This is a genomic window from Nocardia sp. NPDC056000 (assembly GCF_042269265.1).
Lineage (GTDB): Bacteria > Actinomycetota > Actinomycetes > Mycobacteriales > Mycobacteriaceae > Nocardia.
Genome location: NZ_JBHJXS010000022.1, coordinates 67,914 through 89,604, shown reverse-complemented (window position 1 = coordinate 89,604; position 21,691 = coordinate 67,914). Strand labels below are relative to the sequence as shown.

General features: G+C 67.2%; 24 protein-coding genes. 18 read left to right on the top strand and 6 right to left on the bottom strand.

The window, feature by feature from the left end; genetic code table 11:
• Window positions 1–246: 246 nt before the first annotated feature.
• The 3 genes from ACFC4D_RS44380 to ACFC4D_RS44370 all read left to right on the top strand — a co-directional run bounded on the left by ACFC4D_RS44380 (window position 247) and on the right by ACFC4D_RS44370 (window position 2,889).
• On the top strand, window positions 247–2,040 hold the full coding sequence (locus ACFC4D_RS44380; RefSeq protein WP_376072709.1) for a biotin carboxylase N-terminal domain-containing protein: 1,794 nt from the start codon (window positions 247–249) through the stop codon (window positions 2,038–2,040).
• 103 nt (window positions 2,041–2,143) lie between these two features.
• Complete coding sequence (locus ACFC4D_RS44375; protein WP_376072706.1) at window positions 2,144–2,542, top strand: DUF1707 domain-containing protein; 399 nt, start codon at window positions 2,144–2,146, stop codon at window positions 2,540–2,542.
• Entirely contained in the window at window positions 2,542–2,889 is a 348-nt protein-coding gene (locus ACFC4D_RS44370; protein WP_364646234.1) for a hypothetical protein, read from the top strand. Before ACFC4D_RS44375 ends, ACFC4D_RS44370 begins: the two co-directional genes overlap by 1 nt.
• Before the next feature lie 189 nt (window positions 2,890–3,078).
• On the opposite strand, the gene ACFC4D_RS44365 is transcribed toward ACFC4D_RS44370, so the two are convergent.
• Entirely contained in the window at window positions 3,079–3,228 is a 150-nt protein-coding gene (locus ACFC4D_RS44365; RefSeq protein ID WP_376072703.1) for a hypothetical protein, read from the bottom strand.
• Window positions 3,229–3,326: 98 nt separating this feature from the next.
• Between ACFC4D_RS44365 and ACFC4D_RS44360 the strand changes: the two genes are divergently transcribed.
• Entirely contained in the window at window positions 3,327–4,127 is an 801-nt protein-coding gene (locus ACFC4D_RS44360; RefSeq protein WP_376072700.1) for a biotin--[acetyl-CoA-carboxylase] ligase, read from the top strand.
• 73 nt (window positions 4,128–4,200) lie between these two features.
• Here the strand turns inward: ACFC4D_RS44360 and ACFC4D_RS44355 are convergent, their stop codons facing one another.
• Window positions 4,201–5,154 (bottom strand): acyl-ACP desaturase, encoded by a 954-nt coding sequence (locus ACFC4D_RS44355; RefSeq protein WP_376072697.1) that lies wholly within the window; start codon window positions 5,152–5,154, stop codon window positions 4,201–4,203.
• Between the two features lie 174 nt (window positions 5,155–5,328).
• On the opposite strand from ACFC4D_RS44355, the gene ACFC4D_RS44350 reads away from it, so the two are divergent.
• The 6 genes from ACFC4D_RS44350 to ACFC4D_RS44325 all read left to right on the top strand — a co-directional run bounded on the left by ACFC4D_RS44350 (window position 5,329) and on the right by ACFC4D_RS44325 (window position 10,868).
• Complete coding sequence (locus ACFC4D_RS44350) at window positions 5,329–5,865, top strand: PH domain-containing protein (protein WP_375963535.1); 537 nt, start codon at window positions 5,329–5,331, stop codon at window positions 5,863–5,865.
• Window positions 5,866–5,874: 9 nt separating this feature from the next.
• A complete protein-coding gene (locus ACFC4D_RS44345; RefSeq protein WP_364646249.1) occupies window positions 5,875–6,552 on the top strand; it encodes a response regulator transcription factor in 678 nt (225 codons plus the stop codon).
• A 153-nt stretch (window positions 6,553–6,705) separates the two neighbouring features.
• Window positions 6,706–8,025 carry a HAMP domain-containing sensor histidine kinase gene (locus tag ACFC4D_RS44340; protein ID WP_364646252.1) on the top strand — a complete coding sequence of 440 codons (1,320 nt, stop codon included), beginning with the start codon at window positions 6,706–6,708 and terminating at the stop codon, window positions 8,023–8,025.
• Between the two features lie 118 nt (window positions 8,026–8,143).
• On the top strand, window positions 8,144–8,530 hold the full coding sequence (locus tag ACFC4D_RS44335) for a hypothetical protein (protein ID WP_376072694.1): 387 nt from the start codon (window positions 8,144–8,146) through the stop codon (window positions 8,528–8,530).
• 240 nt (window positions 8,531–8,770) lie between these two features.
• Window positions 8,771–9,460 carry a response regulator transcription factor gene (locus ACFC4D_RS44330; RefSeq protein WP_376072691.1) on the top strand — a complete coding sequence of 230 codons (690 nt, stop codon included), beginning with the start codon at window positions 8,771–8,773 and terminating at the stop codon, window positions 9,458–9,460.
• A gap of 94 nt (window positions 9,461–9,554) precedes the next feature.
• Window positions 9,555–10,868 (top strand): sensor histidine kinase, encoded by a 1,314-nt coding sequence (locus ACFC4D_RS44325; RefSeq protein ID WP_376072688.1) that lies wholly within the window; start codon window positions 9,555–9,557, stop codon window positions 10,866–10,868.
• Between the two features lie 98 nt (window positions 10,869–10,966).
• On the opposite strand, the gene ACFC4D_RS44320 is transcribed toward ACFC4D_RS44325, so the two are convergent.
• Window positions 10,967–11,509: a GtrA family protein gene (locus ACFC4D_RS44320; protein ID WP_364646265.1), complete on the bottom strand. Its 543-nt coding sequence runs from the start codon at window positions 11,507–11,509 to the stop codon at window positions 10,967–10,969.
• Window positions 11,510–11,572: 63 nt separating this feature from the next.
• Here ACFC4D_RS44320 and ACFC4D_RS44315 point away from each other — a divergent pair, with 63 nt between their 5' ends.
• From ACFC4D_RS44315 to ACFC4D_RS44300, 4 genes are all read left to right on the top strand, one after another.
• Window positions 11,573–12,796, top strand: coding sequence for a 5-(carboxyamino)imidazole ribonucleotide synthase (locus ACFC4D_RS44315; RefSeq protein ID WP_376072685.1), 1,224 nt, complete (start codon window positions 11,573–11,575; stop codon window positions 12,794–12,796).
• Window positions 12,789–13,292: a 5-(carboxyamino)imidazole ribonucleotide mutase gene (purE, locus tag ACFC4D_RS44310; protein ID WP_376072682.1), complete on the top strand. Its 504-nt coding sequence runs from the start codon at window positions 12,789–12,791 to the stop codon at window positions 13,290–13,292. Before ACFC4D_RS44315 ends, purE begins: the two co-directional genes overlap by 8 nt.
• A 35-nt stretch (window positions 13,293–13,327) precedes the next feature.
• The gene (locus tag ACFC4D_RS44305) at window positions 13,328–13,996 is read left to right on the top strand and encodes a TetR family transcriptional regulator (RefSeq protein WP_376072679.1); all 669 of its coding nucleotides are present in this window, start codon (window positions 13,328–13,330) and stop codon (window positions 13,994–13,996) included.
• Between the two features lie 172 nt (window positions 13,997–14,168).
• Complete coding sequence (locus ACFC4D_RS44300; RefSeq protein WP_364646274.1) at window positions 14,169–15,326, top strand: acyl-CoA dehydrogenase; 1,158 nt, start codon at window positions 14,169–14,171, stop codon at window positions 15,324–15,326.
• 97 nt (window positions 15,327–15,423) lie between these two features.
• Here ACFC4D_RS44300 and ACFC4D_RS44295 read toward each other — a convergent pair whose 3' ends face one another.
• Window positions 15,424–16,278, bottom strand: a complete 855-nt coding sequence (locus ACFC4D_RS44295) for a helix-turn-helix transcriptional regulator (RefSeq protein ID WP_376072676.1) — start codon at window positions 16,276–16,278, stop codon at window positions 15,424–15,426.
• Between the two features lie 134 nt (window positions 16,279–16,412).
• Here ACFC4D_RS44295 and ACFC4D_RS44290 point away from each other — a divergent pair, with 134 nt between their 5' ends.
• The 3 genes from ACFC4D_RS44290 (at window position 16,413) to ACFC4D_RS44280 (ending at window position 18,015) form a co-directional block, all read left to right on the top strand.
• On the top strand, window positions 16,413–16,829 hold the full coding sequence (locus tag ACFC4D_RS44290; RefSeq protein WP_375963556.1) for a RidA family protein: 417 nt from the start codon (window positions 16,413–16,415) through the stop codon (window positions 16,827–16,829).
• Entirely contained in the window at window positions 16,826–17,500 is a 675-nt protein-coding gene (locus ACFC4D_RS44285; protein ID WP_376072673.1) for an alpha/beta fold hydrolase, read from the top strand. The genes ACFC4D_RS44290 and ACFC4D_RS44285 overlap by 4 nt, the downstream gene beginning before the upstream one ends.
• Before the next feature lie 185 nt (window positions 17,501–17,685).
• Window positions 17,686–18,015 (top strand): hypothetical protein, encoded by a 330-nt coding sequence (locus ACFC4D_RS44280; protein WP_375963562.1) that lies wholly within the window; start codon window positions 17,686–17,688, stop codon window positions 18,013–18,015.
• Here ACFC4D_RS44280 and ACFC4D_RS44275 read toward each other — a convergent pair.
• Entirely contained in the window at window positions 18,012–18,302 is a 291-nt protein-coding gene (locus ACFC4D_RS44275; RefSeq protein ID WP_364646280.1) for a GNAT family N-acetyltransferase, read from the bottom strand. The genes ACFC4D_RS44280 and ACFC4D_RS44275 overlap by 4 nt on opposite strands.
• A 46-nt stretch (window positions 18,303–18,348) precedes the next feature.
• Window positions 18,349–19,668 carry an FAD-binding oxidoreductase gene (locus ACFC4D_RS44270; RefSeq protein WP_375963951.1) on the bottom strand — a complete coding sequence of 440 codons (1,320 nt, stop codon included), beginning with the start codon at window positions 19,666–19,668 and terminating at the stop codon, window positions 18,349–18,351.
• 192 nt (window positions 19,669–19,860) lie between these two features.
• Here ACFC4D_RS44270 and ACFC4D_RS44265 point away from each other — a divergent pair, with 192 nt between their 5' ends.
• A complete protein-coding gene (locus ACFC4D_RS44265; RefSeq protein WP_376072670.1) occupies window positions 19,861–21,564 on the top strand; it encodes a metallophosphoesterase in 1,704 nt (567 codons plus the stop codon).
• The last annotated feature ends 127 nt before the right edge of the window (window positions 21,565–21,691 follow it).

Here is a 21,691-nt window from a genome sequence, read left to right as displayed (position 1 = left end):
CGCGTGTGATCCGGTGCGGAGGTAACCCCGGCCGCTCTATGCGCGAATAGTGATGCGAGGGTAGGTTCTTCCCCGGACATCCCCGCGCAGATGCTCCGCCCGGTCATCCGGGGTCCCCCGAGGGTCACGAACGCTGTGATTCTCACCCTTCGGGCCTACCCATGGGTAGCCCTAGCCCGGTTCGGCTGTTGTTGGCAGACTGCCTACACTGCCCAAGACGAAGTTATCTCCAGCACAGGAGGCTCAGTGCCCAACCATGCCAACGCGCAGATCACGAAGGTCCTCGTAGCCAATCGAGGCGAGATCGCCGTGCGCGTGATCAGGGCTGCCAAGGACGCGGGCATCGCCAGCGTCGCGGTGTACGCGGAACCGGACGCAGACGCGCCTTTCGTGAAGCTCGCCGATGAAGCTTTCGCGCTCGGTGGGCAGACCTCCGCCGAGTCGTACCTGGTCTTCGACAAGATCCTCGACGCCGCCGCCAAGGCCGGCGCGGACGCGATCCACCCCGGTTACGGCTTCCTCTCCGAGAACGCCGAATTCGCGCAGGCCGTGATCGATGCCGGTCTGATCTGGATCGGCCCGTCGCCGCAGTCCATTCGCGATCTGGGCGACAAGGTCACCGCGCGCCATATCGCGCAGCGCGCCGAGGCCCCCATGGCCGCGGGCACCAAGGATCCGGTCAAGAACGCCGACGAGGTCGTCGCGTTCGCCAAGGAGTACGGCGTTCCGGTCGCGATCAAGGCCGCCTTCGGTGGTGGCGGTCGCGGTATGAAGGTCGCCCAGACCATCGAGGAGATCCCGGAGCTGTTCGACTCCGCCACCCGTGAGGCCATCGCCGCCTTCGGTCGCGGTGAATGCTTCGTGGAGCAGTACCTGGACAAGGCCCGCCACGTCGAGGCGCAGGTGCTCGCCGACAAGCACGGCAATGTGATCGTGGTCGGCACCCGTGACTGCTCGCTGCAGCGTCGTTTCCAGAAGCTGGTCGAGGAAGCCCCCGCCCCGTTCCTGTCCGATGCCGTGCGCGAGAAGATCCATTCCTCCGCCAAGCGCATCTGCAAGGAAGCCGAGTACTACGGCGCCGGCACCGTGGAATACCTGGTGCAGGGCGAGACCGTGTCCTTCCTCGAGGTGAACACCCGCCTGCAGGTCGAGCACCCGGTCACCGAGGAGACCGCCGGCATCGATCTGGTGCGTCAGCAGTTCCGCATCGCCGAAGGCCATGAGCTGGAACTGAAGTCGGATCCGATCCCGCGCGGGCACTCGTTCGAATTCCGCATCAACGGTGAGGACGCGGGCCGCGGCTTCATGCCCGCCCCCGGTCCGGTCGTGGTCTACAAGGAGCCCGCGGGCCCCGGCGTGCGCGTGGATTCCGGTGTGGTCGAGGGTTCGGTCATCGGCGGCCAGTTCGACTCCATGCTGGCCAAGCTGATCGTCACCGGCGAGAACCGCGAGCAGGCGCTGCAGCGTGCCGCCCGCGCCCTGGCCGAGTACGAGATCGAGGGCCTGGCAACGGTGCTGCCGTTCCACCGCCACATTGTCGAGAACCCGGCGTTCATCGGCGACGGCACCAAGTTCGACGTCTACACCAAGTGGATCGAGAACGACTGGACCAACACCATCGAGCCGTACACCGGTGGCGTGCCGATCGAGGACGAGGACGAGGCTCCCCGTCAGAAGGTCGTCGTCGAGGTCGGCGGCCGTCGCCTCGAAGTGTCGCTGCCGGGCCAGTTCTCGGTCGGCGCGGCGCCTGCCGCGAACGGTGCGGGCGTCATCCGCAAGAAGCCGAAGCCGCGCAAGCGTGGCGGTGCGGCCGGTGCGGGTGCTTCCGGTGATTCGGTCACCGCTCCGATGCAGGGCACCGTCGTCAAGGTCGCGGTCGAAGAGGGTCAGACCGTCGAGATCGGCGATCTGGTCGTGGTGCTCGAGGCCATGAAGATGGAGAACCCGGTCACCGCGCACAAGGCCGGTGTCATCACGGGCCTGTCGGTGGAGGCCGGTGCGGCCATCACCCAGGGCACCGTGCTCGCCGAGATCAAGTGATCTCCCGCCGGATCTGACCGTCCGGCAACAGCTTTCCCGTCCGGGCCGCTCACAGCTGTGAGCGGCCCGGACGTTTCTCGAGGTGTCGCGCTAAGGTCTTTGCATGGCTGAACCACCGGACATTCGTATCGGCACCGCGGAGCGGGAAGAGGCCATGAAACGGCTGTCCGACAACTTCGCGGCGGGGCGGTTGAGTGTTGCCGAATTCGATGAGCGCAGCAGGGTTGTGGCCGCGGCCATGACGCGCGGGGACTTGGAGCCGGTGTTCTCGGATCTGCCCGCGGTGGTGCTGGACAAGCCGGTTCCGGCCACGCAGGGGTTGCGGTTCGGCGGGAATCTGCCGCAGCGGATCATGCCCGTGGTGCCGATTCTGGCGGTGATCCTGTTCTTCGTCACGCATCAGTGGTGGGTGTTCCTGTTGATTCCGGTCGCGGGTGCGCTGTTGTTCGGCGGTGGCAATCATGAGCGGCGCGGGCGCCGGGAGCGGAGGCGGGAGCGCTGATGGAACCCATTGAAATCAATGCGGGCAGTTGGTATTTGCGTGCGCTGCGGGCCGATGAGCGCATCGACGATCGCCCCGCGCTGGCCGACGGCGGCATCACCGATCCCGGCTATGTCGCCACGCGGACCGCGCAGTGGGCCGACGAGACGCACTATTCGTGGGCGGTATGCGTGCCGACCACCGCCGAGATGGTCGCCGAGATCGGCGTGACCCCGGGAGCCGACGGCACCGCCGCGATCACCGGCTGGGTGCGCGAGGGCTATCGCGAGGCCCTCGATGACGGTCTGGTCGCCGTGCACCGATTCACCTCCGGATTCCTCGGCCTGGAACCGGTCGCCGCGTCCTGAGATCCCGGCCCCGGACCGTCGATCCTTTCCGGTCCGGAGAAATTCGGCACCCCTGAAACGCCAGTTCAGCGCCCTGTTCCGGCGCTGTCCTGGCCATAAATCATTGGTGCGCAGCCCTTTTCCACGAGACCCTGGAGTGGCATCCGAAGCCGACTACAGGGGAGCGGTTATGTGGGGCTGGAGTACACATCAGGCAGAACGCGCGGCGGTCTCGGCGGTCACGAGCTGGACCATCACCGAGCCGCGGCCGACCATCACCGAACACGAGATCCGGACCGAGACCCGGGGGATCGAGGACAGCGCACCCGCCGCCAACGGCGGGTGCGCTGCCGCGCTCACCGATGACGAAATGTGCGTTGCGGACACCCCGGCCGCCGACCCGCGCATGCCGGTCGGGGGCGCGGGGATCGTCGCACCCGGTGGAGTAGCCTCGCGGCATGGACAGGCCAGCCTTGGATATCGACCGACTGCGGAGCAGTCTCGCCGCCTCGCCGGAGGGGTCGTTCTTCACCGGGATCGACGTGGTCACCTCGACCGGGTCGACGAATGCGGACCTGGTTGCGCGTGCGGCCGATTCGACCATCGACCGGGTGGTGCTGATCGCCGAGGCGCAGGAGCGCGGCCGCGGCAGGCACGAACGGCAGTGGGTGAGCCCGCCGCGCGCGCAGATCGCCATGTCGGTTCTGGTGCGGGCGCGCGGTATCGACCCTGAGGTCTTGGGCTGGCTGCCCCTGCTGACCGGGGTGGCCGTGGTGGACGCGGTGCGCGCGTCTACCGGGGTCAAGGCAATTCTGAAGTGGCCCAATGACATTCTGGTCGACGGCCGCAAACTGTCCGGCATCCTCGCCGAGATCGCCGCGGCGGGAACCGATCCCGCGATCGTGATCGGCGTCGGGTTGAACGTCAGCCTGACCGAGGCGGAATTGCCGGTGCCGCACGCGACTTCGCTGCTGCTGTCCGGTGCGGGCGACGCCGACCGCACCGAACTGGCGGCGGCCATGCTGCGCGAGTTCGCGCGCCGTTTCACCGCCTGGGAGGCCGCGGGCTGGGATACCGCGGAACTGTCCGCCGAGTACCGGGATCGCTGCTCCACCATCGGATCTCAGGTCAAGGCCGAGATTCCGGGCGGTGAGGTGCTCACCGGCATCGCCACCGGTGTCGACGCGCACGGCCGCCTGTTGATCGGCGATCGCGCCGTCTCCGCCGGTGACGTCACTCACCTGCGCGCCGAATACTGAGCGCACCCCGTCATCGTGCGATGACGGGGTGTACGGGTATTCCGATGGGTGCTAGACGATTTCGGTGTTCGGCCTAGACGGTTTGGAGTTCGGCGCGGGCCGCTTCGCGGGCCAGCAGGCGGTCGCGCTGCTCCTCGAATTTGACCGTATCGGCTTCCAGCTTGGCGACGTACGCGGCCAGGATCTCCCGCGCCTTGTCGCCGCGCGGACCGAAGTCGTTGCGCTCGAAGATATTCCAGTTCTTGAGCACCGGCTGCACCACCTCTTCCAGGTGCTGGCGCAGATCGTAGATGCCGTGCTTGGCCATCAGCACGCCATTGCGCCGGAAGTTCGGCATGCCCGCGCCCGGCATGACGAAGTTGGTGAGCACCTTGGTGATCGCCTCCATGGCCTGATCGGGCGCCAGGTCCAGGCCCGCGCCGCAGAGGGTGCGGTAGAAGATCATGTGCAGGTTCTCGTCCGCGGCGATGCGCTGCAGCATGCGGTCGGCGATGGCGTCATTGCATACGCGTCCGGTATTGCGGTGCGAGATGCGGGTGGCCAATTCCTGGAACGTCACGTATGCGACGTTCTCCAGGAATCCGCCCCAATCATCGGGTGACTGTGCGCCATTGGTCATGTGGATCATCCGCGCCTCTTCTAGCGCGACCGGATCGACGCCGCGGGTGACGATCAGATAGTCGCGGATGACGATGCCGTGCCGGTTCTCCTCGGCGGTCCAGCGGCCGACCCAGGTGCCCCACGCGCCGTCCTGGGAGAAGTTCTCGGCGATCTCGCGGTGGTAGGAGGGCAGGTTGTCCTCGGTGAGCAGGTTGGTGACCATGGCGATCTTGGCGACCTCGCTGAGTGAGGATTGCGAAGGGTCCCAGTCCTGTCCGCCCATTGCGGCGAAATTGCGGCCTTGATCCCACGGCACGTAGTCGTGCGGATGCCAGTCCTTCGCCATGGACAGGTGGCGGTTCAGGTTCTGCTCTGCCACCGGTTCGAGTTCTCGCAAGATTTGCAGCTGGGTCAACTCTCGGGTCACACACGCCTCCTGTGTCATGCGCCGGTTTTGAATGCGGCCGGAATGGTGTTGCGCGGGACAGCTCGACGAAAGGCAGATCTGAGTCGCCGATGCTACGCGGATGCCGCACGATTGTGCGCCAGACCGGTGTTCGGCGTGAGGCATTCTGTCATCTCCGCGGGATAGGGTGCTTACATGGGTTATCCAGAGGAAGCATTGGCGCCGGAGGAGCAGCTGGTGCTACATCGTCATCCGCATTGGAAGATGTTGTTCTGGCCCGCTGTAACTTTCATCCTGATCACCGCATTGGCCGGATTCGGGTTGGGCGTTGCCGCGCGCAATACCAATGGCAACGTGGCGACCGGTCTGTTGATCGGCATCGGGGTGCTATGGCTGGTGATTGTGTTGTGGCGCAGCGTCATCCCGTTGATTCGCTGGAAGTCCACGCATTTCATCATCACCGACCGGCGGGTGCTGATCCGGCAGGGCGTGCTCACCCACACCGGTATCGACATTCCGATGAACCGCATCTCGAATGTGCAGTTCCGGCATAGGTTGTTCGATCGACTCCTGGGCACCGGCACGCTCATCATCGGGTCCGCGTCGGAGGATCCGTTGGAGTACGACGACATTCCGCATGTGCAGCAGGTGCACGCGCTGCTGTATCACCAAGTCTTCGATGTGGTGCAAAACGATCCGCGCAATCACGGTTCCCCGCCCGCCTACCCGTAGGCTTGCTCCGTGACCGCTGTACTGCTGGCCGAAGACGACGAGGCCATTGCCGCGCCGCTGTCGCGGGCGCTGGGGCGTGAAGGCTATGCGGTGACCGTGGAGAGCTACGGTCCCGCCGTATTGGAGCGCGCCCTCGAGGGCGGCCATGACCTGCTGATTCTCGATCTCGGACTACCCGGTATGGATGGTCTGGAGGTGTGCCGCCAGGTGCGGGCGCGCGGGGCGGATCTCGCGGTGCTGATGCTCACCGCGCGCACCGACGAGGTCGATTTCGTGGTCGGGCTGGACGCCGGCGCGGACGACTATGTCGGCAAACCCTTCCGGCTCGCCGAACTACTCGCCCGGGTGCGAGCGCTGTTGCGGCGCAGCGGAATCGGGGACGAAACGGTCGAGGTGGGCGGAATCCGGCTCGAACCCGCCGCGCGTCGCGTACTCGTGAACGGCCTCGAGGTGAATCTGGCCAATAAGGAGTACGAACTGCTCAAGGTGCTCATCGACCGCGCCGGACAGGTGGTTTCGCGCGAGACCATCCTGCGCGAGGTGTGGGGTGACGCCGATCTGCGCGGCTCCAAAACCCTGGATATGCACATGTCCTGGTTGCGCCGGAAGATCGGTGACGAGGGACCGGTGGCGGAGCGCCGGATCGTAACGGTGCGCGGCGTAGGCTTCCGCTTCAACACCGATTAGCGGTTCCCGCGACCGGTTTTTCGTATGCTCCCCCCTGCGCCAGAGCGCGCGAGTCAGGTCGCGCCCCGGCGTACCCGCAGGTCCGTGCCGTGGCGTCGGCCGACGCCGTGGCGTATCCGTATCGAACGCCGAGCGAAGCGAGGCATCTCGACGATGAGACGCAGAATCCTGCTGTCGATGGTGGCCGCGCTCACCCTCACCACACTGGTTCTCGGTGTGCCGCTGGCCTTCACGGCCTGGCAGTGGGTGGAGGACATCTCGCGCAATGAACTGCGCAATCGCCTCGATCGGATCGCGGTGGAGGTGGTGGCGCAGGAGCGCGATGACGGTCTGGTGCACGGGGAGCTGGATCTGCGGTCGGTGCGGCCGCTGATTCCGCCGGACGGGCGGCTCACCATCGTGTATCCGACGCCGCAGGACAATGCCTCGCGTATCGATGTGGGGGCGGATCAGGTGCGGGATCCGCTGGCCGAATCCCTGGCCATGGGCACCTCCGGATCGCTGCGGCTGGAAACCCCTGCCGCGCCGATGCATTCGATGCAGCGGCAGGCCCTCGGCGCGGTCGCGGCGCTGGTGCTGATCTCGCTCGGGGCGGGCATCGCGGTCGCGGTGGTGACCGCGCGCCGGGTGGCGGATCCGCTGCGCGATGTGGCTGCGCGGGCCGCGCGGCTGGCGATGGGTGATTTCCGGGCGGATTCGCGACGGCACGGGATTACCGAACTCGATCGCGTATCGGACGTATTGGACTCCGCGACAGTCGAAATCGCGGGTCGGCTGCAACGTGAGCACGCGCTCGTGGCCGATGTGTCGCATCAGCTGCGCAGTCGCCTCACCGCCGTGCGGCTGCGGCTGGACGAACTCTCCACCCATGACGATCCCGCCGTCGTGCACGAGGCGGAAGAGGCCATGGCACAGGTGGATCGGCTCACCGACGCCATCGACGAACTGGTGCGCGCCTCCCGCGATGAGGGCGCGGCGGATCGCGATCCGGTGCCGGTCGTCGCGGAACTCCGTGGGGTGGTGGCGGAATGGCGGCACCCCTTCGCGGAGGCGGGCCGCAAACTGGTGTTGCTCGGCGACCCCACCCTGCGCGCGCCTGTCACCGGTTCCCGCCTGCGTGAAGCGGTCGCGGTACTGGTCGACAACGCCCTCATGCACGGCGGCGGCACCTGCACGGTCTCGGTCCGCACGGTTACCGGCGGCCTGGCCTCCCGCGAACCCCTCGTCGTGGTCGAGGTGGCCGACGAGGGCGACGGCGTCCGAGATGAATTGGCCCCGCACATCTTCGACCGCGGTTTCTCCGCCGCGGGCTCCACGGGTGTCGGCCTGGCCCTCGCCCGCGCCCTCATCGAAGCAGACGGCGGCCGCATGGAACTCCAGCGCCGCCGCCCCGCCCTGTTCGCCGTATTCCTCGGCTCCAGCGGCGGTTCCCCCCGCCCGGCCCCGAACGGTCCTGTCACCGAACCACGTTGACGTCGCGTTCTCTATCGATTCCCTAACCATTCGCTAGCCGGGGCTGAGAACTTGCTCCATACCTTCGGATTCGTCAGACAGAACGGCGAGAGATCGTCGACGAACCGAAGGAGTTGCCATGCAGAAGACCACAGTTCGCCGCGGCGCGATCGCGGGCGGAATCGCGGGTGTCGCCGTGCTCGCTGCCCTGTTGGCCCCGGCGGTCGCCAATGCGGCCGCGCCGGATGCGACCGGCGGCGAGGTGGCCCGCCCCGGCGTGGCGATCCCGGTGGATCCGAATGTGCAGTACCCGTCCGACCCGTCCGAGACCGTCCTGGTGACCAAGGACGAGGACGGCAATGTCACCGTGCAGCGCGGCCGCCCGGGCCAGCTGCCGCCCGGCGCGATTCCGGCGACCCCGCTGGAGCCCGGCCAGCACGGCGTCACCATCCTCCCGCGCGACACCTATCCCGCCTCGCCGGTCGTCCCGGCCCTGCCCGCTCCGTCCACCGGCAGCGCGGGCTGATCCGTTCCCGGCGCGCGGCCGAGCTGTCCCGCGCGCCGGATCCATGGCGCTGCCGCATGGCGTGAGCGGCGGAGATATCCACTGATCAATGGGAGATTCGGCCGAATTGTCGTACGGAATCGCGAGGAGTGACCGTCGCCCGGGGGTGATTCACCCGGTGAGCGGACAGCGTGAATTCGTGGCGCGGGTCGGCGGTTCGCTCACAGTTTCCGCACGGGTGGCGTCAGTAGGGTCTGGGCTGTGAGTGGTCCGCTGATTCTGGTTGTGGACGATGACGCGCGGGTGCTGGCGTCGGTGGCGCGGGGGCTGCGGCTGTCCGGTTTCGAGGTGGAGACCGCGACGGACGGGGCCGCCGCGCTGGCGCGCATCACCGCGAGCGCGCCGCAGGCGATGGTGCTGGATCTGAATATGCCGCTGCTGGACGGCGTGCAGGTGGTGACGGCGCTGCGGTCGTTCGGGAACGATATTCCGATCTGCGTGCTGAGCGCGCGGGCGGAGGTGACCGATCGGATCGGTGCGCTGGAGGCCGGGGCCGACGATTATCTGACCAAGCCGTTCGACCTCGGCGAACTGGTCGCCCGGTTGCGCGCCATGCTGCGCCGCGCCCCCGCGCCCGCATCCGAGGCGGATCGAATCACGGTGGGCCCCCTCAGTATTCAGCCGAGCGCCCGCCGCGCCTACGCCAATGACGCCCGGCTGGATCTCACCAAACGCGAATTCGATCTGCTCGCCGCCCTGGCCGCCGCCCCCGGCCAGGTCTTCACCCGCGCCCAGCTACTGGATCGCGTCTGGGGCTACGACTTCGAAACCCAGACGAAAGTGGTCGACGTGTTCGTCTCCTACCTGCGCCGCAAAATCGAATCCACCGGCAGCCCGCGCCTCATCCACACCGTCCGCGGCGTCGGCTTCGTCCTGCGAGACGACGCATGAGGCAGCCAGGTCGTGATTCGCGCGCGGCACCGCTTGCGGGTTGCTCGGGTGGGGATCGGACCCCACCGCTCGTAGGGTGCCTCGGCGGTGCGGCATGAGGTCGCGATCGCCGCTGCGCCGACCGTTTTCGCTGCGCACTCGTGTCGCGCTGGCCAGTGCCGCGACCGCCGCCGTGGTGGTGGCGCTGATGAGCACGGTGTTGTTCGCGGTGGCGAGCAGTGATGCCAAGACGCAGGTGGGGTCGGTGGTGGATGCGATCGCGCTGTCTCCGGCGCAGCCGCTGCCCGCGTTGCCGACGGATCCGAGCGCACCGCTGGTCACGACGGATGTGCCGGGCGCGCACGCGCTGCCGCAGCCCGCGACGCCCGGTCCGGAGCTGTATCTGCAACGCGGCCCCGATGCGGATTCCTCGACCGCGGTGGAGTTCGCGCGCACTTTCCCGGTGGCGGGCAAGACCGTCGTCGTGGCCGTACCCCGCACTGTCGCAACGGATTCCGCGACCAAGCAGCGCACCCGGATCATCGGTATCGGGGTGGCGGCGACCGCGCTCGCGGCCCTGCTCGGCTGGTATTTCGCCTCGCGCGCGGTGGCCCCGCTGCGCCGTCTCACCGCCGAGACGGCCGGGCTGGGGGATCGGCTGGCATTGGACCCGCCCAAGCGTCCGGTGGCAAGTGAGACAAGGGAATTGGCCGATGCCATGAACACCATGCTGGACCGGATCGCGGTCGAGCGTCGGCACACCAGCGAAGCCCTGGTCACCGCAAGGGATTTCGCGGCGACGGCCGCGCATGAACTGCGCACCCCGTTGACCGCCATGCGCACCGATCTCCAGGTGCTGCGCACCATATCGCTCTCGGAGTCCGAGCGCGCCGAGATCCTGGACGAGGTGCTCGCCGGTCAAACCGCGATCGAGGCGACCCTGCATGCCTTGGAGCGCTTGGCCGTCGGCGATCTGACCACCGAATCCGATTGGGAGGACGTGGATCTGGGCCAGCTCATCGATCAGGTGGTCGATGACGCCGTACACATGCATCCGGGCGTCGCCATCGAAACCGAAGGCGTGGAACCCATTCGCCTGCGCGGCCTGGCGGCGGGCCTGCGCTCGGTGCTCGAGAACGCCATCACCAATGCCGTCCGGCACGGCTCCGCCACCCGCGTCGATATAGCCGCCCGCACCGTCGGCGATACGGTCACCCTCACCATCGACGATGACGGCACCGGTGTCCCCGAGTCCGAACGCGAGCGTGTCTTCGAGCGTTTCCAACGCGCCAGCCCCAACTCCGGAAGCGGCCTGGGCCTGGCCCTGGTGGCCCAGCAGGCCCGCTTGCACGGTGGCACAGCCACTCTCACCGACAGCCCGGTGGGCGGTGCCCGCCTGACCGTCACGCTGGTCGTGGACCGAGGCTGACGCCGCCGGGCACGGCTCTCGGCGCGGCGGACCCCGCCACCCCCGAATACGACGGCGGCCCACAACCGAAAGGTTGTGGGCCGCTATCTTTTCAAGCTCTAACTATGTCCGAGTTGTTCCTCGTTGACCAGATCCTCGAACTCTTCCTCGAGTTCTTTCATTTCATCCGGAAATACCCAGCGCCGCATGGCCCAGAATCGGAATGCCATCTGCAGCAGATTTCCGATGATGAACGCGCTGAAGAAGTCGGCGATGTTCTCGACGGTGAAGCTGACGTTCGGCTGGCGCAGGTCGAACACGTAGCTGGAGATGTACAGCGGCAGGCTCGCCAGCAGCACCCCGATGCCGCTGACCGCGAAGAACAGCAGCGCCTCGTGGTGCTTCTCGCGCCCGCCGCGCTTGTCGAAGGTCCATTCGCGGTTGAGGATGTACGACACGATGACCGCGATGGTGCCCGACAGGATGCGGGCGATCGTCGGCTTGGTGTCCAGTACGGTCCACTTCAGCAGGTAGAAAATCCCGATATCGATAACGAAGGTCGTCGCTCCGACAATCGCGAACTTCAGCAGTTCGGAATGGCGGTCGGCGAGGTCCCGCAGCGGTGTGGGCAGGACGTTTATGACCTTGTCGACAAATGACACCAGCCGAGTCTACGTCGCTTACCGACTCGGAGAGCAACCCGCGGGTTGTAGGGGGTCGGTGCCATGACAACATTGACGAACGTGAGCGCACGTTCCTTCGATTCCTCCGCGATGCCCACCGTCACCATGATCGGTGGCGGTCAGCTCGCGCGCATGACCCATCAGGCGGCCATTGCGCTCGGGCAGCGGCTGCGCGTGCTGGCCGAGCGGCCGGATGATCCGGCGGCGCAGGTCACACCCGATGTGGTGTTCGGCAGCCATCAGGATCTGGCGGCGCTGCGCAAGGCGGCCGTCGGCTCGAACGCGGTGACCTTCGATCACGAGGGTGTGCCGACCGAGCATCTGGAGGCGCTGATCGCCGAGGGCGTGAATGTGCAGCCGCCGCCGAGCGCGCTGATCTTCGCGCAGGACAAGCTGATCATGCGCCGCAAGCTGGCCGAGCTGGGTCTGCCGATTCCGGCGTTCACCGAGGTGAGATCGGTCACGGACGCGGTCGAGTTCGGTGACGCGAATGGCTGGCCGTTCGTGCTCAAGGCGGTGCGCGGCGGTTATGACGGTCGCGGCGTGTGGATGCCCGCCGATGCCGCCGAGACCGAGCGCATTGTCAACGATCAACTGGCGCACGGTGTTTCGCTGCTGGCCGAGGCCAAGGTGGATCTCGCCCGCGAACTGTCCGCCATGGTGGCGCGGTCCCCGTTCGGTCAGGCCGCGGCCTGGCCGGTGGTGGAGACCGTGCAGCGCAATGGCCAGTGCGCCGTGGTGATCGCCCCCGCGCCCGCTCTGCCCGAGCAGCGCGCGACCGAAGCCGGTGCCCTGGCGTTGCGCCTGGCGGCCGAACTCGGTGTCACCGGGGTAATGGCCGTGGAGCTGTTCGAAACGCACTCCGGTGAGCTGCTGGTGAACGAGCTGGCCATGCGCCCGCACAATTCCGGCCACTGGGGTATGGACGGCGCGTGCACCGGTCAGTTCGAACAGCATCTGCGCGCGGTGCTGGATTACCCGCTGGGTTCCACCGCGCCGCTGGCTCCGGTGACCGTGATGGCGAATATTCTCGGCGCGGCCGAATCCCCGGCGATGTCGATGGACGAGCGCCTGCATCATCTGGCGGCGCGTCTGCCGGAGACGAAGGTGCACCTGTACGGCAAGGGTGAGCGCCCCGATCGCAAGATCGGCCACATCAATATCCTCGGCGACGATGTCGCCGTCACCCGCGAGAAAGCGGAGCGCGCGGCGCATTGGATGTCGCACGCGATTTGGACCGACGGATGGGATCCGCATCATGACTGAGACCGCACAGGTTGGCCTGATCATGGGCAGCGACTCCGACTGGCCCACCATGGTCGCCGCCGCGGAAGCCTTGGCGGAGTTCGGTATTCGCTTCGAGGTCGGCGTGGTCTCGGCGCACCGCACCCCCCAGCGCATGCTCGACTACGCCAAGGAGGCGGCCGGTCGCGGCCTGCAGGTGATCATCGCGGGCGCGGGTGGCGCGGCGCATCTGCCGGGCATGGTCGCCTCCGCGACCGCGCTGCCGGTGATCGGCGTGCCCGTCCCGCTCAAGCATCTCGACGGGATGGACTCGCTGCTCTCGATCGTGCAGATGCCCGGTGGCGTCCCGGTCGCCACGGTCTCCATCGGCGGCGCGCGCAATGCGGGCCTGCTGGCCGTGCGCATTCTGGCCGCCTCGAATCCCGAACTCCGCCAGCGCATGGAGCAGTTCCAGGCCGATCTGGAGAAGATGGTCCTGGAAAAGGATCAGGCCCTGCGAACCCAGCTGCTGGGCTGACCGAATCCGTGCGCCCACCCGGCTACGGTGGGCAGGTGGCCCCCGACGACGCTACTGCCAGACGCCTGACGGTTGTCGATCATGCCCTCCGGTTGTTCGCCGAAAAGGGTTATGAGGCAACCACTGTCGACGAGATAGCGGAGGCGGCCGGTATTTCGCGGCGCACCTTCTTCCGGCAGTTCCGGTCGAAGGAGGATGTGGTCTTCGCCGATCACGAATCGCAGCTGGCGCAGGCGCGCGCCTACCTGGATGCCGCGCAGGGCGATCCGTGGGACGCGGTGCTCGAGGCCGTGGTGGCGGTGTTCGAAAGGTTCACGCAGTGGCGGGAATTGGCGGCGCGCCGGTATCAGGTGGTGCGGCAGGTGCCGACATTGCGGGAGCGTGAGATCGTCACCGTTTTCCGGTATGAGCGGCTGTTCACCGACTATCTGCGGGCGCGGTTGCGCGGCGAGTCGGATCTGGCGCTGGTGCAGTTCACGGCGGCGGTGACGGCCACGCACAACTATCTGCTGCGGCGCATGGTGCGTGGCGAGTCCGATGCGAGTCCGGCGGATCTGCGCGCGGCCCTGGCCACGGTGCCGCGGGGTGAAGCCGCGCGTCCGGCGGGGGTGGAATCCGATCAATTGGTGGTGGCGGTGTTCCCGCGCGATATGCCGTCCCGGCAGGTCGCCGATCTTCTGCAGCGTCGTCTCGATACGCTGTGATCGATACGCAGTGGCGTAAATGACACTGCGTGCCAGGGTTTGGTAGGGAACTAAGCGCACGTGGCCGCGATATCGCGGCGTATACTTTGCTTTGAATGGCACTGAGTGCCGAGACGCTGGGAAGGTTGGGCTTCCAGCGGCGATCCGATCCGAACGACCAGGAGACGAATCCATGGCGGGCAATCCCGATTTCGATCTGTTCAAGCTCGAGGACTTCCACGATGAGCTGCGCGGCGCGATCCGCGCGCTGTCGGAGAAGGAGATCGCCCCGTACGCGAAGGACGTCGACGGCAACTCCCGCTTCCCGGAGGAGGCGCTGACCGCGCTCAACGCCGCCGGGTTCAACGCGGTGCACGTGCCGGACGCCTACGGCGGCCAGGGCGCGGACTCCGTGGCCACCTGCATCGTGATCGAAGAGGTCGCTCGCGTCTGCGGTTCCTCCTCGCTCATCCCCGCGGTGAACAAGCTCGGCACCATGGGCCTGATCCTGCAGGGCTCCGAGGAGCTCAAGCAGCAGGTGCTGCCGACCATCGTGAACGGCGGCATGGCCTCCTACGCGCTGTCCGAGCGTGAGGCCGGCTCCGACGCCGCCTCCATGCGCACCCGCGCCAAGGCGGACGGCGACGGCTGGATCATCAACGGCTCCAAGTGCTGGATCACCAACGGCGGCAAGTCCGATTGGTACACCGTCATGGCCGTCACCGATGCCGACAAGGGCGCCAACGGCATCTCCGCGTTCATGGTGCACAAGGATGACGAGGGCTTCGTCGTCGGCCCGCTGGAGCACAAGCTGGGCATCAAGGGTTCGCCCACCGCCGAGCTGTACTTCGAGAACTGCAAGGTTCCCGGCGATCGCATCATCGGCGAGCCCGGTACCGGTTTCAAGACCGCGCTGCAGACCCTGGATCACACCCGCCCGACCATCGGCGCGCAGGCCGTCGGCCTGGCCCAGGGCGCGCTGGACGCGGCCATCGCGTACACCAAGGACCGCAAGCAGTTCGGCAAGGCCATCGCGGACTTCCAGAACACCCAGTTCATGCTCGCCGATATGGCGATGAAGGTCGAGGCCGCGCGCCTGATGGTCTACACCTCGGCCGCGCGCGCCGAGCGTGGCGAGAAGAACCTCGGTTTCATCTCCGCCGCCGCCAAGTGCTTCGCCTCCGATGTGGCCATGGAGGTCACCACCAACGCAGTGCAGCTGTTCGGCGGCGCGGGCTACACCACCGATTTCCCGGTGGAGCGCATGATGCGTGACGCCAAGATCACCCAGATCTACGAGGGCACCAACCAGATTCAGCGTCTGGTGATGTCGCGTCAGATCCTGCGCTGACTTTCGCGCTGTACCTGATATCCCGCCAGGCGGTCCGAGTGCTACTCGGGCCGCCTTCGGCGTTTCCGGAGGTAAAACCGTTCGGGTGGAACGCTATTCAGATCGAGTCTCCGAAACGCAGTGAGCGCGTGATGAGTTCGCGCAGCGCCCGTTGGCCCGCTTCGCCGGGGGCGATGGTGTAGGCGACCATGGCGCGGACGCCGGGATCGGCTGTGAGGGGCAGGAATTCGTAGTCGAGGGAGATCGGGCCGACCTCGGGATGCTGGAAGTGGTAGACGCCGTGCGCGACGCCCACGACATCGTGACTGCTCCAGAGTTCGTCGAATTGCGCACTGGACGAGCGCATGCGGTCGACCAGATCGCGCAGCTCCGAATCGCCGGGCCGGTGCGCCAGCCGCATGCGCAGATCATGGGTGATCTGCCGGGCGATAACGGGTTGTTCGCCCGCGAGCAGCGTCCGCAGCCGCGGGTCGAGCAGCACCAGATGCGCCCAATTGCGTTGCGGGCCGGGCAGGGTGGCGAAGTCGATGCCGAAAAGCACGGTGGCGGCGTGATTCCAGCCGAGGATATTGGTGCGGTGGCCGACGATATAGGCCGGAATCTGCTCCATCGCGGCGAGTAGTGCGTGCAGGGCGGGCCGCAGCACCGGTGCGACGGGTTCATCGCCGGGTGCGGGCGGATGGGCCAGTTGATACAGGTAGCCGCGTTCGTCATCGCTGAGCCGCAGTGCGGTCGCCACGGCGTCCAGGACCGTGAAGGACACATTGTCGAGCCGCCCCTGCTCGAGTCGCGCGTAGTAATCGGCGCTGACCCCGGCGAGCTGGGCGAGTTCCTCACGGCGCAGCCCGGGCACTCGGCGGCGGGTGCCGTAGTACGGCAGTCCGACATCCTGCGGCTGGAGCCGGGCGCGCCGGGTGCTCAGGAAATCGCCGAGTTGCTGAGAGGTGTCCACGAGTACCGAATCTTAGGGTGGGTTTGCTGGACCGAGGTTGCCCGGACCTCGGAAATACAGGTTCTGGTCCGGATGTTCGTGATCGATGAGGCTGTGTATCGATACAGCTTCGAAGCACGAGAACGGATTTCGCCATGTCTGCCCCCATGACCCGCCGCCCCGGTATCGAGAAGATCGCCACCACCCCCGACTGGTACCACCCGTACCGCATCTCCCAGGCGATCACCGCGAACGGCATGATCTACGTCTCCGGCCAGGCCGGTTTCACCGAGGACGGCCGCACCGTTCCGGGCGGCTTCCTGGAACAGGGCCGCCAGGCCTTCCGCAATGTGCAGCGCGTATTGGCCGAAGCCGGAGCCGATTTCAGCGATGTAGTGAAGGTGGGCATCTTCGTCACCGATATGCCCGCGAATCTCCAGCATGTGATCACCCTGCGCGGCGAATTCCTCAGCGAGCCGTACCCCGCCGACACCCTGCTGCAGGTGGCGGCGCTGGCCCAGCCCGATTGGCAGATCGAGGTCGAGGTCATCGCCATGGTTCATCCGCGATGACCGATCCGGTGCTGCTGCTCGGCGGTGCGGGCCTGCCCGGCTGGATCTGGGATGGGGTCCGCGCCGAGCTGCCGGTCGAATCGGTGGTGGTCCGCTATCCCACCGCCGCGGGCGCATCGCTGCGCGAGTACGCCGAGGCCGCCCTCGCGCAGGCCCCGGCTCGCCACTTCGCCGTCGTCGCGCACTCCATCGGCGGCGTGGTGGCGAGCGAGATGGCGGCGATCGCCCCCGATCGCCTCACCGCGCTCCTGGCGGTGTCCGCGTCGATCCCGGCTCCGGGCAGCTCGTTTCTGCGGGCGCTGCCGTTCCCGCAGCGCTACCTGGCCGATCTGATCATGCGCGTGGCCGGAACTCGCCCGCCCGCCAACGCGATTCGCTCCGGGCTGGGCACGGGCCTGTCCGAGGCCGATATCACCCGGCTCATCGACGAGTTCGCTCCCGAATCCCAGCGCCTGTACCGCGATCGGGTTTCCGAGCGGGTGCTGCCCGCGGCTCGCGGCTACCTCACAACGCTGAACGATCGCGAGTTCTCCGTTGCCGCGCAACGCCGGTACCGCGCGGTGCTGGACCCCGGCCTGCATCGGGAGATCCCCACGGGTCATCTGCCCATGTTGCAGGATCCGGTTCTGCTGGCCCGGACCATCGAGGAGTTCCTGACGATGTGCCGCTGAAGAGACTGGTCCTCCGCCTTATTGGGGCTCGGGTGGGACATCGGCGCGTTTGCGCGTGTCCGATGTCCGAGTTGCCCCCAATTACCGGGTGTCGCAAGGGTTTGGCCTCGAACGTTGTGTGTTGGTCTGGGAAATAAGAGGTTTCAAGACTGTTCGAAGTGGGAAAGCGGGGGCACTATGGAGCCATGGCCGGAGTCGAAATCACCGACACCTTCGTCCGGCGGACCCTCGCGGACGGACGGGTGGAGGAAGTCGCGTGGCGGGAGCTGGCGGAGGTGCGCATTATCACCACGGCCGATGGGCCGTTCGCCGAAGATGTTTTCTTCGTGCTGATCGGGGCCACCGGTAAGGGATGCGTGGTACCGCATTCCGCCGCCGACACCGCGTTCCTGGCGCGATTGCAGCGGCTACCCGGCTTCGACAACGAGAAGGTCGTCGAAGCCATGGTGAGCACCGGGGATCGGCAGTTCCTGGTGTGGCGGGCGCAGCGACCCGACGGCAATCGGTCGAATTAGCCGACCAGATCGGCGTATTCGGGGTGCGAGCCGATGTACTTCTCCACGTACCAGCAGGTCGGAATGATCGAGAACCCCTGGGCGCGTGCGTCGTTCAACGCGAACTCGACGACCTGCGCGGCCACGCCGCGGCCCCGGAACTCCGGGAAGGTGAGGGTGTGCTGGATGTCGAGGGTCTTCTTGTCGCCGTCCACGCGCTCGGCGTAGTCGGCGTAGCCCGCGAGGGTGTCATCGAGGTAGATCTCGTAGCGGGTGTCGTCGACATTGTGTTCCAGCCGGGTACTCATGGTCGGTGAAAACTCCCTCGCGCGGCGGATTGTTCCGGGCGGCAGGTCAGATGACCGCGCCCGGATTCAGTATCCCGTGCGGATCCAGGGCGTCCTTGACCCGGCGCGTGAGCGCCATCACATCCGGGCCGAGCTGATCGGGCAGCCACGCCTTCTTCAGCCGTCCCACCCCGTGTTCCCCGGTGATGGTGCCGCCCAGCCCGATCGCCAGATCCATGATCTCGCCGAACGCCAGGTGCGCGCGCTCGGATTCGGCCGGATCATTCGGATCGTGCACGATCAGCGGGTGGGTGTTGCCGTCGCCCGCGTGCGCGATCACCGAGATCAGCACCCGGCGTTCGCGCGCGATATCGGCGATGCCGTGCACCAGATCGCCGAGCCGGGGCAGCGGCACCCCGACATCCTCGAGCAGCAGCGGGCCCTTGCGCTCCACCGCGGGAATCGCGAATCGCCGTGCGGCGCAGAAGGCTTCGCCCTCCTCGGGATCATCGGTGCGGAAAGCCTCGCTCGCCCCGGCCTTTTCGCAGGCGGCGAGCATGATGTCGGCCTCGTGCCCGGCGTATTCGCCCGGCGCGTCCGACCGCGCCACCAGCAGCCCGGCGGCGGTGCGATCGAGGCCCATGCGCAATTCGTCCTCGACCGCGTTGATGGCGACCGAATCCATGAACTCCAGCATGGACGGCCGCAGCGCCCCGGTGATGGCGAGAATCGCTTCCATCGCCCCGCCGAGCGTCGGGAAGCTCGCGACCACGGTCGATTGCGGCGGCTGTGCGGGCAGCAGCCGCAGCGTGAGTTCGGTGATGATGCCGAGCGTCCCCTCACTGCCGACGAACAGTTTGGTGAGCGAGAGCCCCGCCGAATCCTTGAGCCGCGGCCCGCCCAGTCGCACCGCGGTGCCGTCCGCGAGCACGACCTCCATGCCGAGCACGTAATCGGTGGTGACGCCGTACTTCACGCAGCAGAGCCCGCCCGCGTTGGTGGCCGCGTTACCGCCGATGGAACAGATCTCGAACGACGACGGATCCGGCGGATACCACAGCCCCTGTTCCGCGACAGCCCTTTTCACCTCGGCGTTCAACAGCCCCGGCTGTACGACGGCGGTCCGGGTGACCGGGTCGACGCTGATCTCGCGCATCTTCTCGGTGCTCAGCACCAGCGCCCCGGCCTGTGCGGTGGCCCCGCCTGAGAGTCCGGTGCCCGCGCCGCGCGGCACGATCGGCACCCGATGCTCATGCGCCCAGCGCACCACCGCCGACACCTGTGCGGTGGTGGTGGGCCGCACCAGGGCGAGCGCGAGCGCGGCGTCCGGATCCAGGGCCCGATCCTGGCGATAGGCCCCGAGCACATCGGGATCGGTGACGAGCATGCCGTCCGGCAGTTGGGCGCGCAGGGTGTCGAGAGCTGTGTGCTGATCCACAGTTGAAAACTACGTGATATGCCCATAAATCGGGCGCGTGTCCGATTGGTCGCAATTCTTGGCATTGTTTACCGAGTGTTCTCCGTGTCGGGGTGCCCCGGTGATTGCCGCGCACACTCTGATCGGCCAGCATGCGAACTCATGCCGTCCACACCGCTCAATCCCGCCGGTGACGTTCCAGATACCGGTATCCCCGCGCGGCTCGCCGCCCAGATGACCATGGCCGAGCAGCATGACTGGCATCGCGCCTATCTGCGCCGCCATGCGGTCTCGCGCCGGAACTTCCTGCTCGGCTCCGCGGCCGCCGCGGCGGTGGCCGGGGTGGGCGCCTCGCCGTTCGCCGCCCGCGCCTACGCCGATGACGCCCCGCTGGGCGTGGCCGGTCGCCACGTCGGCTTCGGGGCGGATTCGGCGTCGCAGCTGCGCTTTTCGGCCCAGCTGTCCCGAAATCCGGGTTCGGCCAAGGTATTCCTGGATCACGGACCCACGCCCGCGCTGGGCGGCACCGTCGAGGCCGAGGTGCGCAACCTGGTGACCCAGATCCCCAGCGCCGACGGGGGAGTCCTTGCGGCGGAACAGTTCTACGTGCACGCCCCGCTGGACGGCCTGCCCGGCCGGCTGCCGCAGTTCTACCGCTGGCGCAGCTCCGACGGTTTCGCGGGCGATGTCCGCTCGGCGTCCACCGCCATGCCGACCGCGCGCGCGGCCGTGCTGCCCTTCCGCTTCACCATGATGGGCGATCAGGGCGCGGACGACACCCCGGGCCAGCCCGCGGGTCTGGCCCCGGGCGACTACGACGATATGTACTACAAGCCGGACAATGAGCCGGGCGTCCGGCACACCGAGAACGTCATGCGCCAAATCGTCGCCGCCCGACCGGATTTCCACGTCCTGGCCGGTGATATCGCCTACGCCGATCCCTCGGGCGCGGGTAAGAGCCCGCAGTACGTGGCCTCCGGCGGCACCCCCGCGAACGGTTTCGACAAGTTCAACCCCTACGTCTGGGACGTGTACTTCGGCGCGATCGAATCGAGCGCCTCGACCACCCCGTGGATGTTCGCCACCGGCAACCACGATATGGAAGCCGCGTACAACACCCACGGCTACGGCGGACACCTTGCGCGCCTGGACTTCCCGGGCAACGGCCCGGCGGGCTGCCCGTCCGCGTACTCCTTCACCTACGGCAATGTCGCGGTGCTGTCGCTGGACGCCAACGACGTCTCCTATGAGATCGGCGCGAACACCGGCTACTCCGGCGGAGCCCAGAACAGTTGGGTGGAAAGCACTCTCGCGCGCTACCGCTCGAATCCGGATATCGATTTCATCGTCTGCTTCTTCCACCACTGCGCCTACTCCACCACCGATTCACACGCCAGCGACGGCGGTGTGCGCGCCGCCTGGTGCGCGCTGTTCGACCGCTATCAGGTGGATCTCGTTCTCCAGGGCCACAATCACGTCTTCGAGCGCACCGACCCGATTCGCGGCGGCGTGCCCAGTAAGGCGGCGGGCGACAATTCGATCGTCTACCCGGACACCGACGGCACCGTCTACTACACCGTCGGTGGCGGCGGCCGCCCCCGCTACGGCTTCCAGCCCGGCTCGCAGGAAAGCTACCGCGGCAACGAAGTGCCCGACACCGCCGTCCCGAACAGCTACGTCTGGAACTCCGGCGGCACGAAGAACGACGAAGCGGCCCCTTGGTCGCGGGTGCGCTTCCGCAACTACTCCTTCATCCGAGTCGACGTCCGCCCCGGCTTCTTCTCCAGCGAAATGGACGTGATCGCCGTCGACGAATACGACCGCGAATTCGACAAGGTCACCTACCGCCGCCAGGTCCGCGGCTAGCCGTCACCCCGGAAACCCAAGCGGGGCAGACGATTCCCTTCCGTCATCCCGGCATGCTTTTGGCCGGGATCCACACACCGCGTACATGCGCTGAGGGTGTGGATCCCGGCTAAAAACGCGCCGGGAT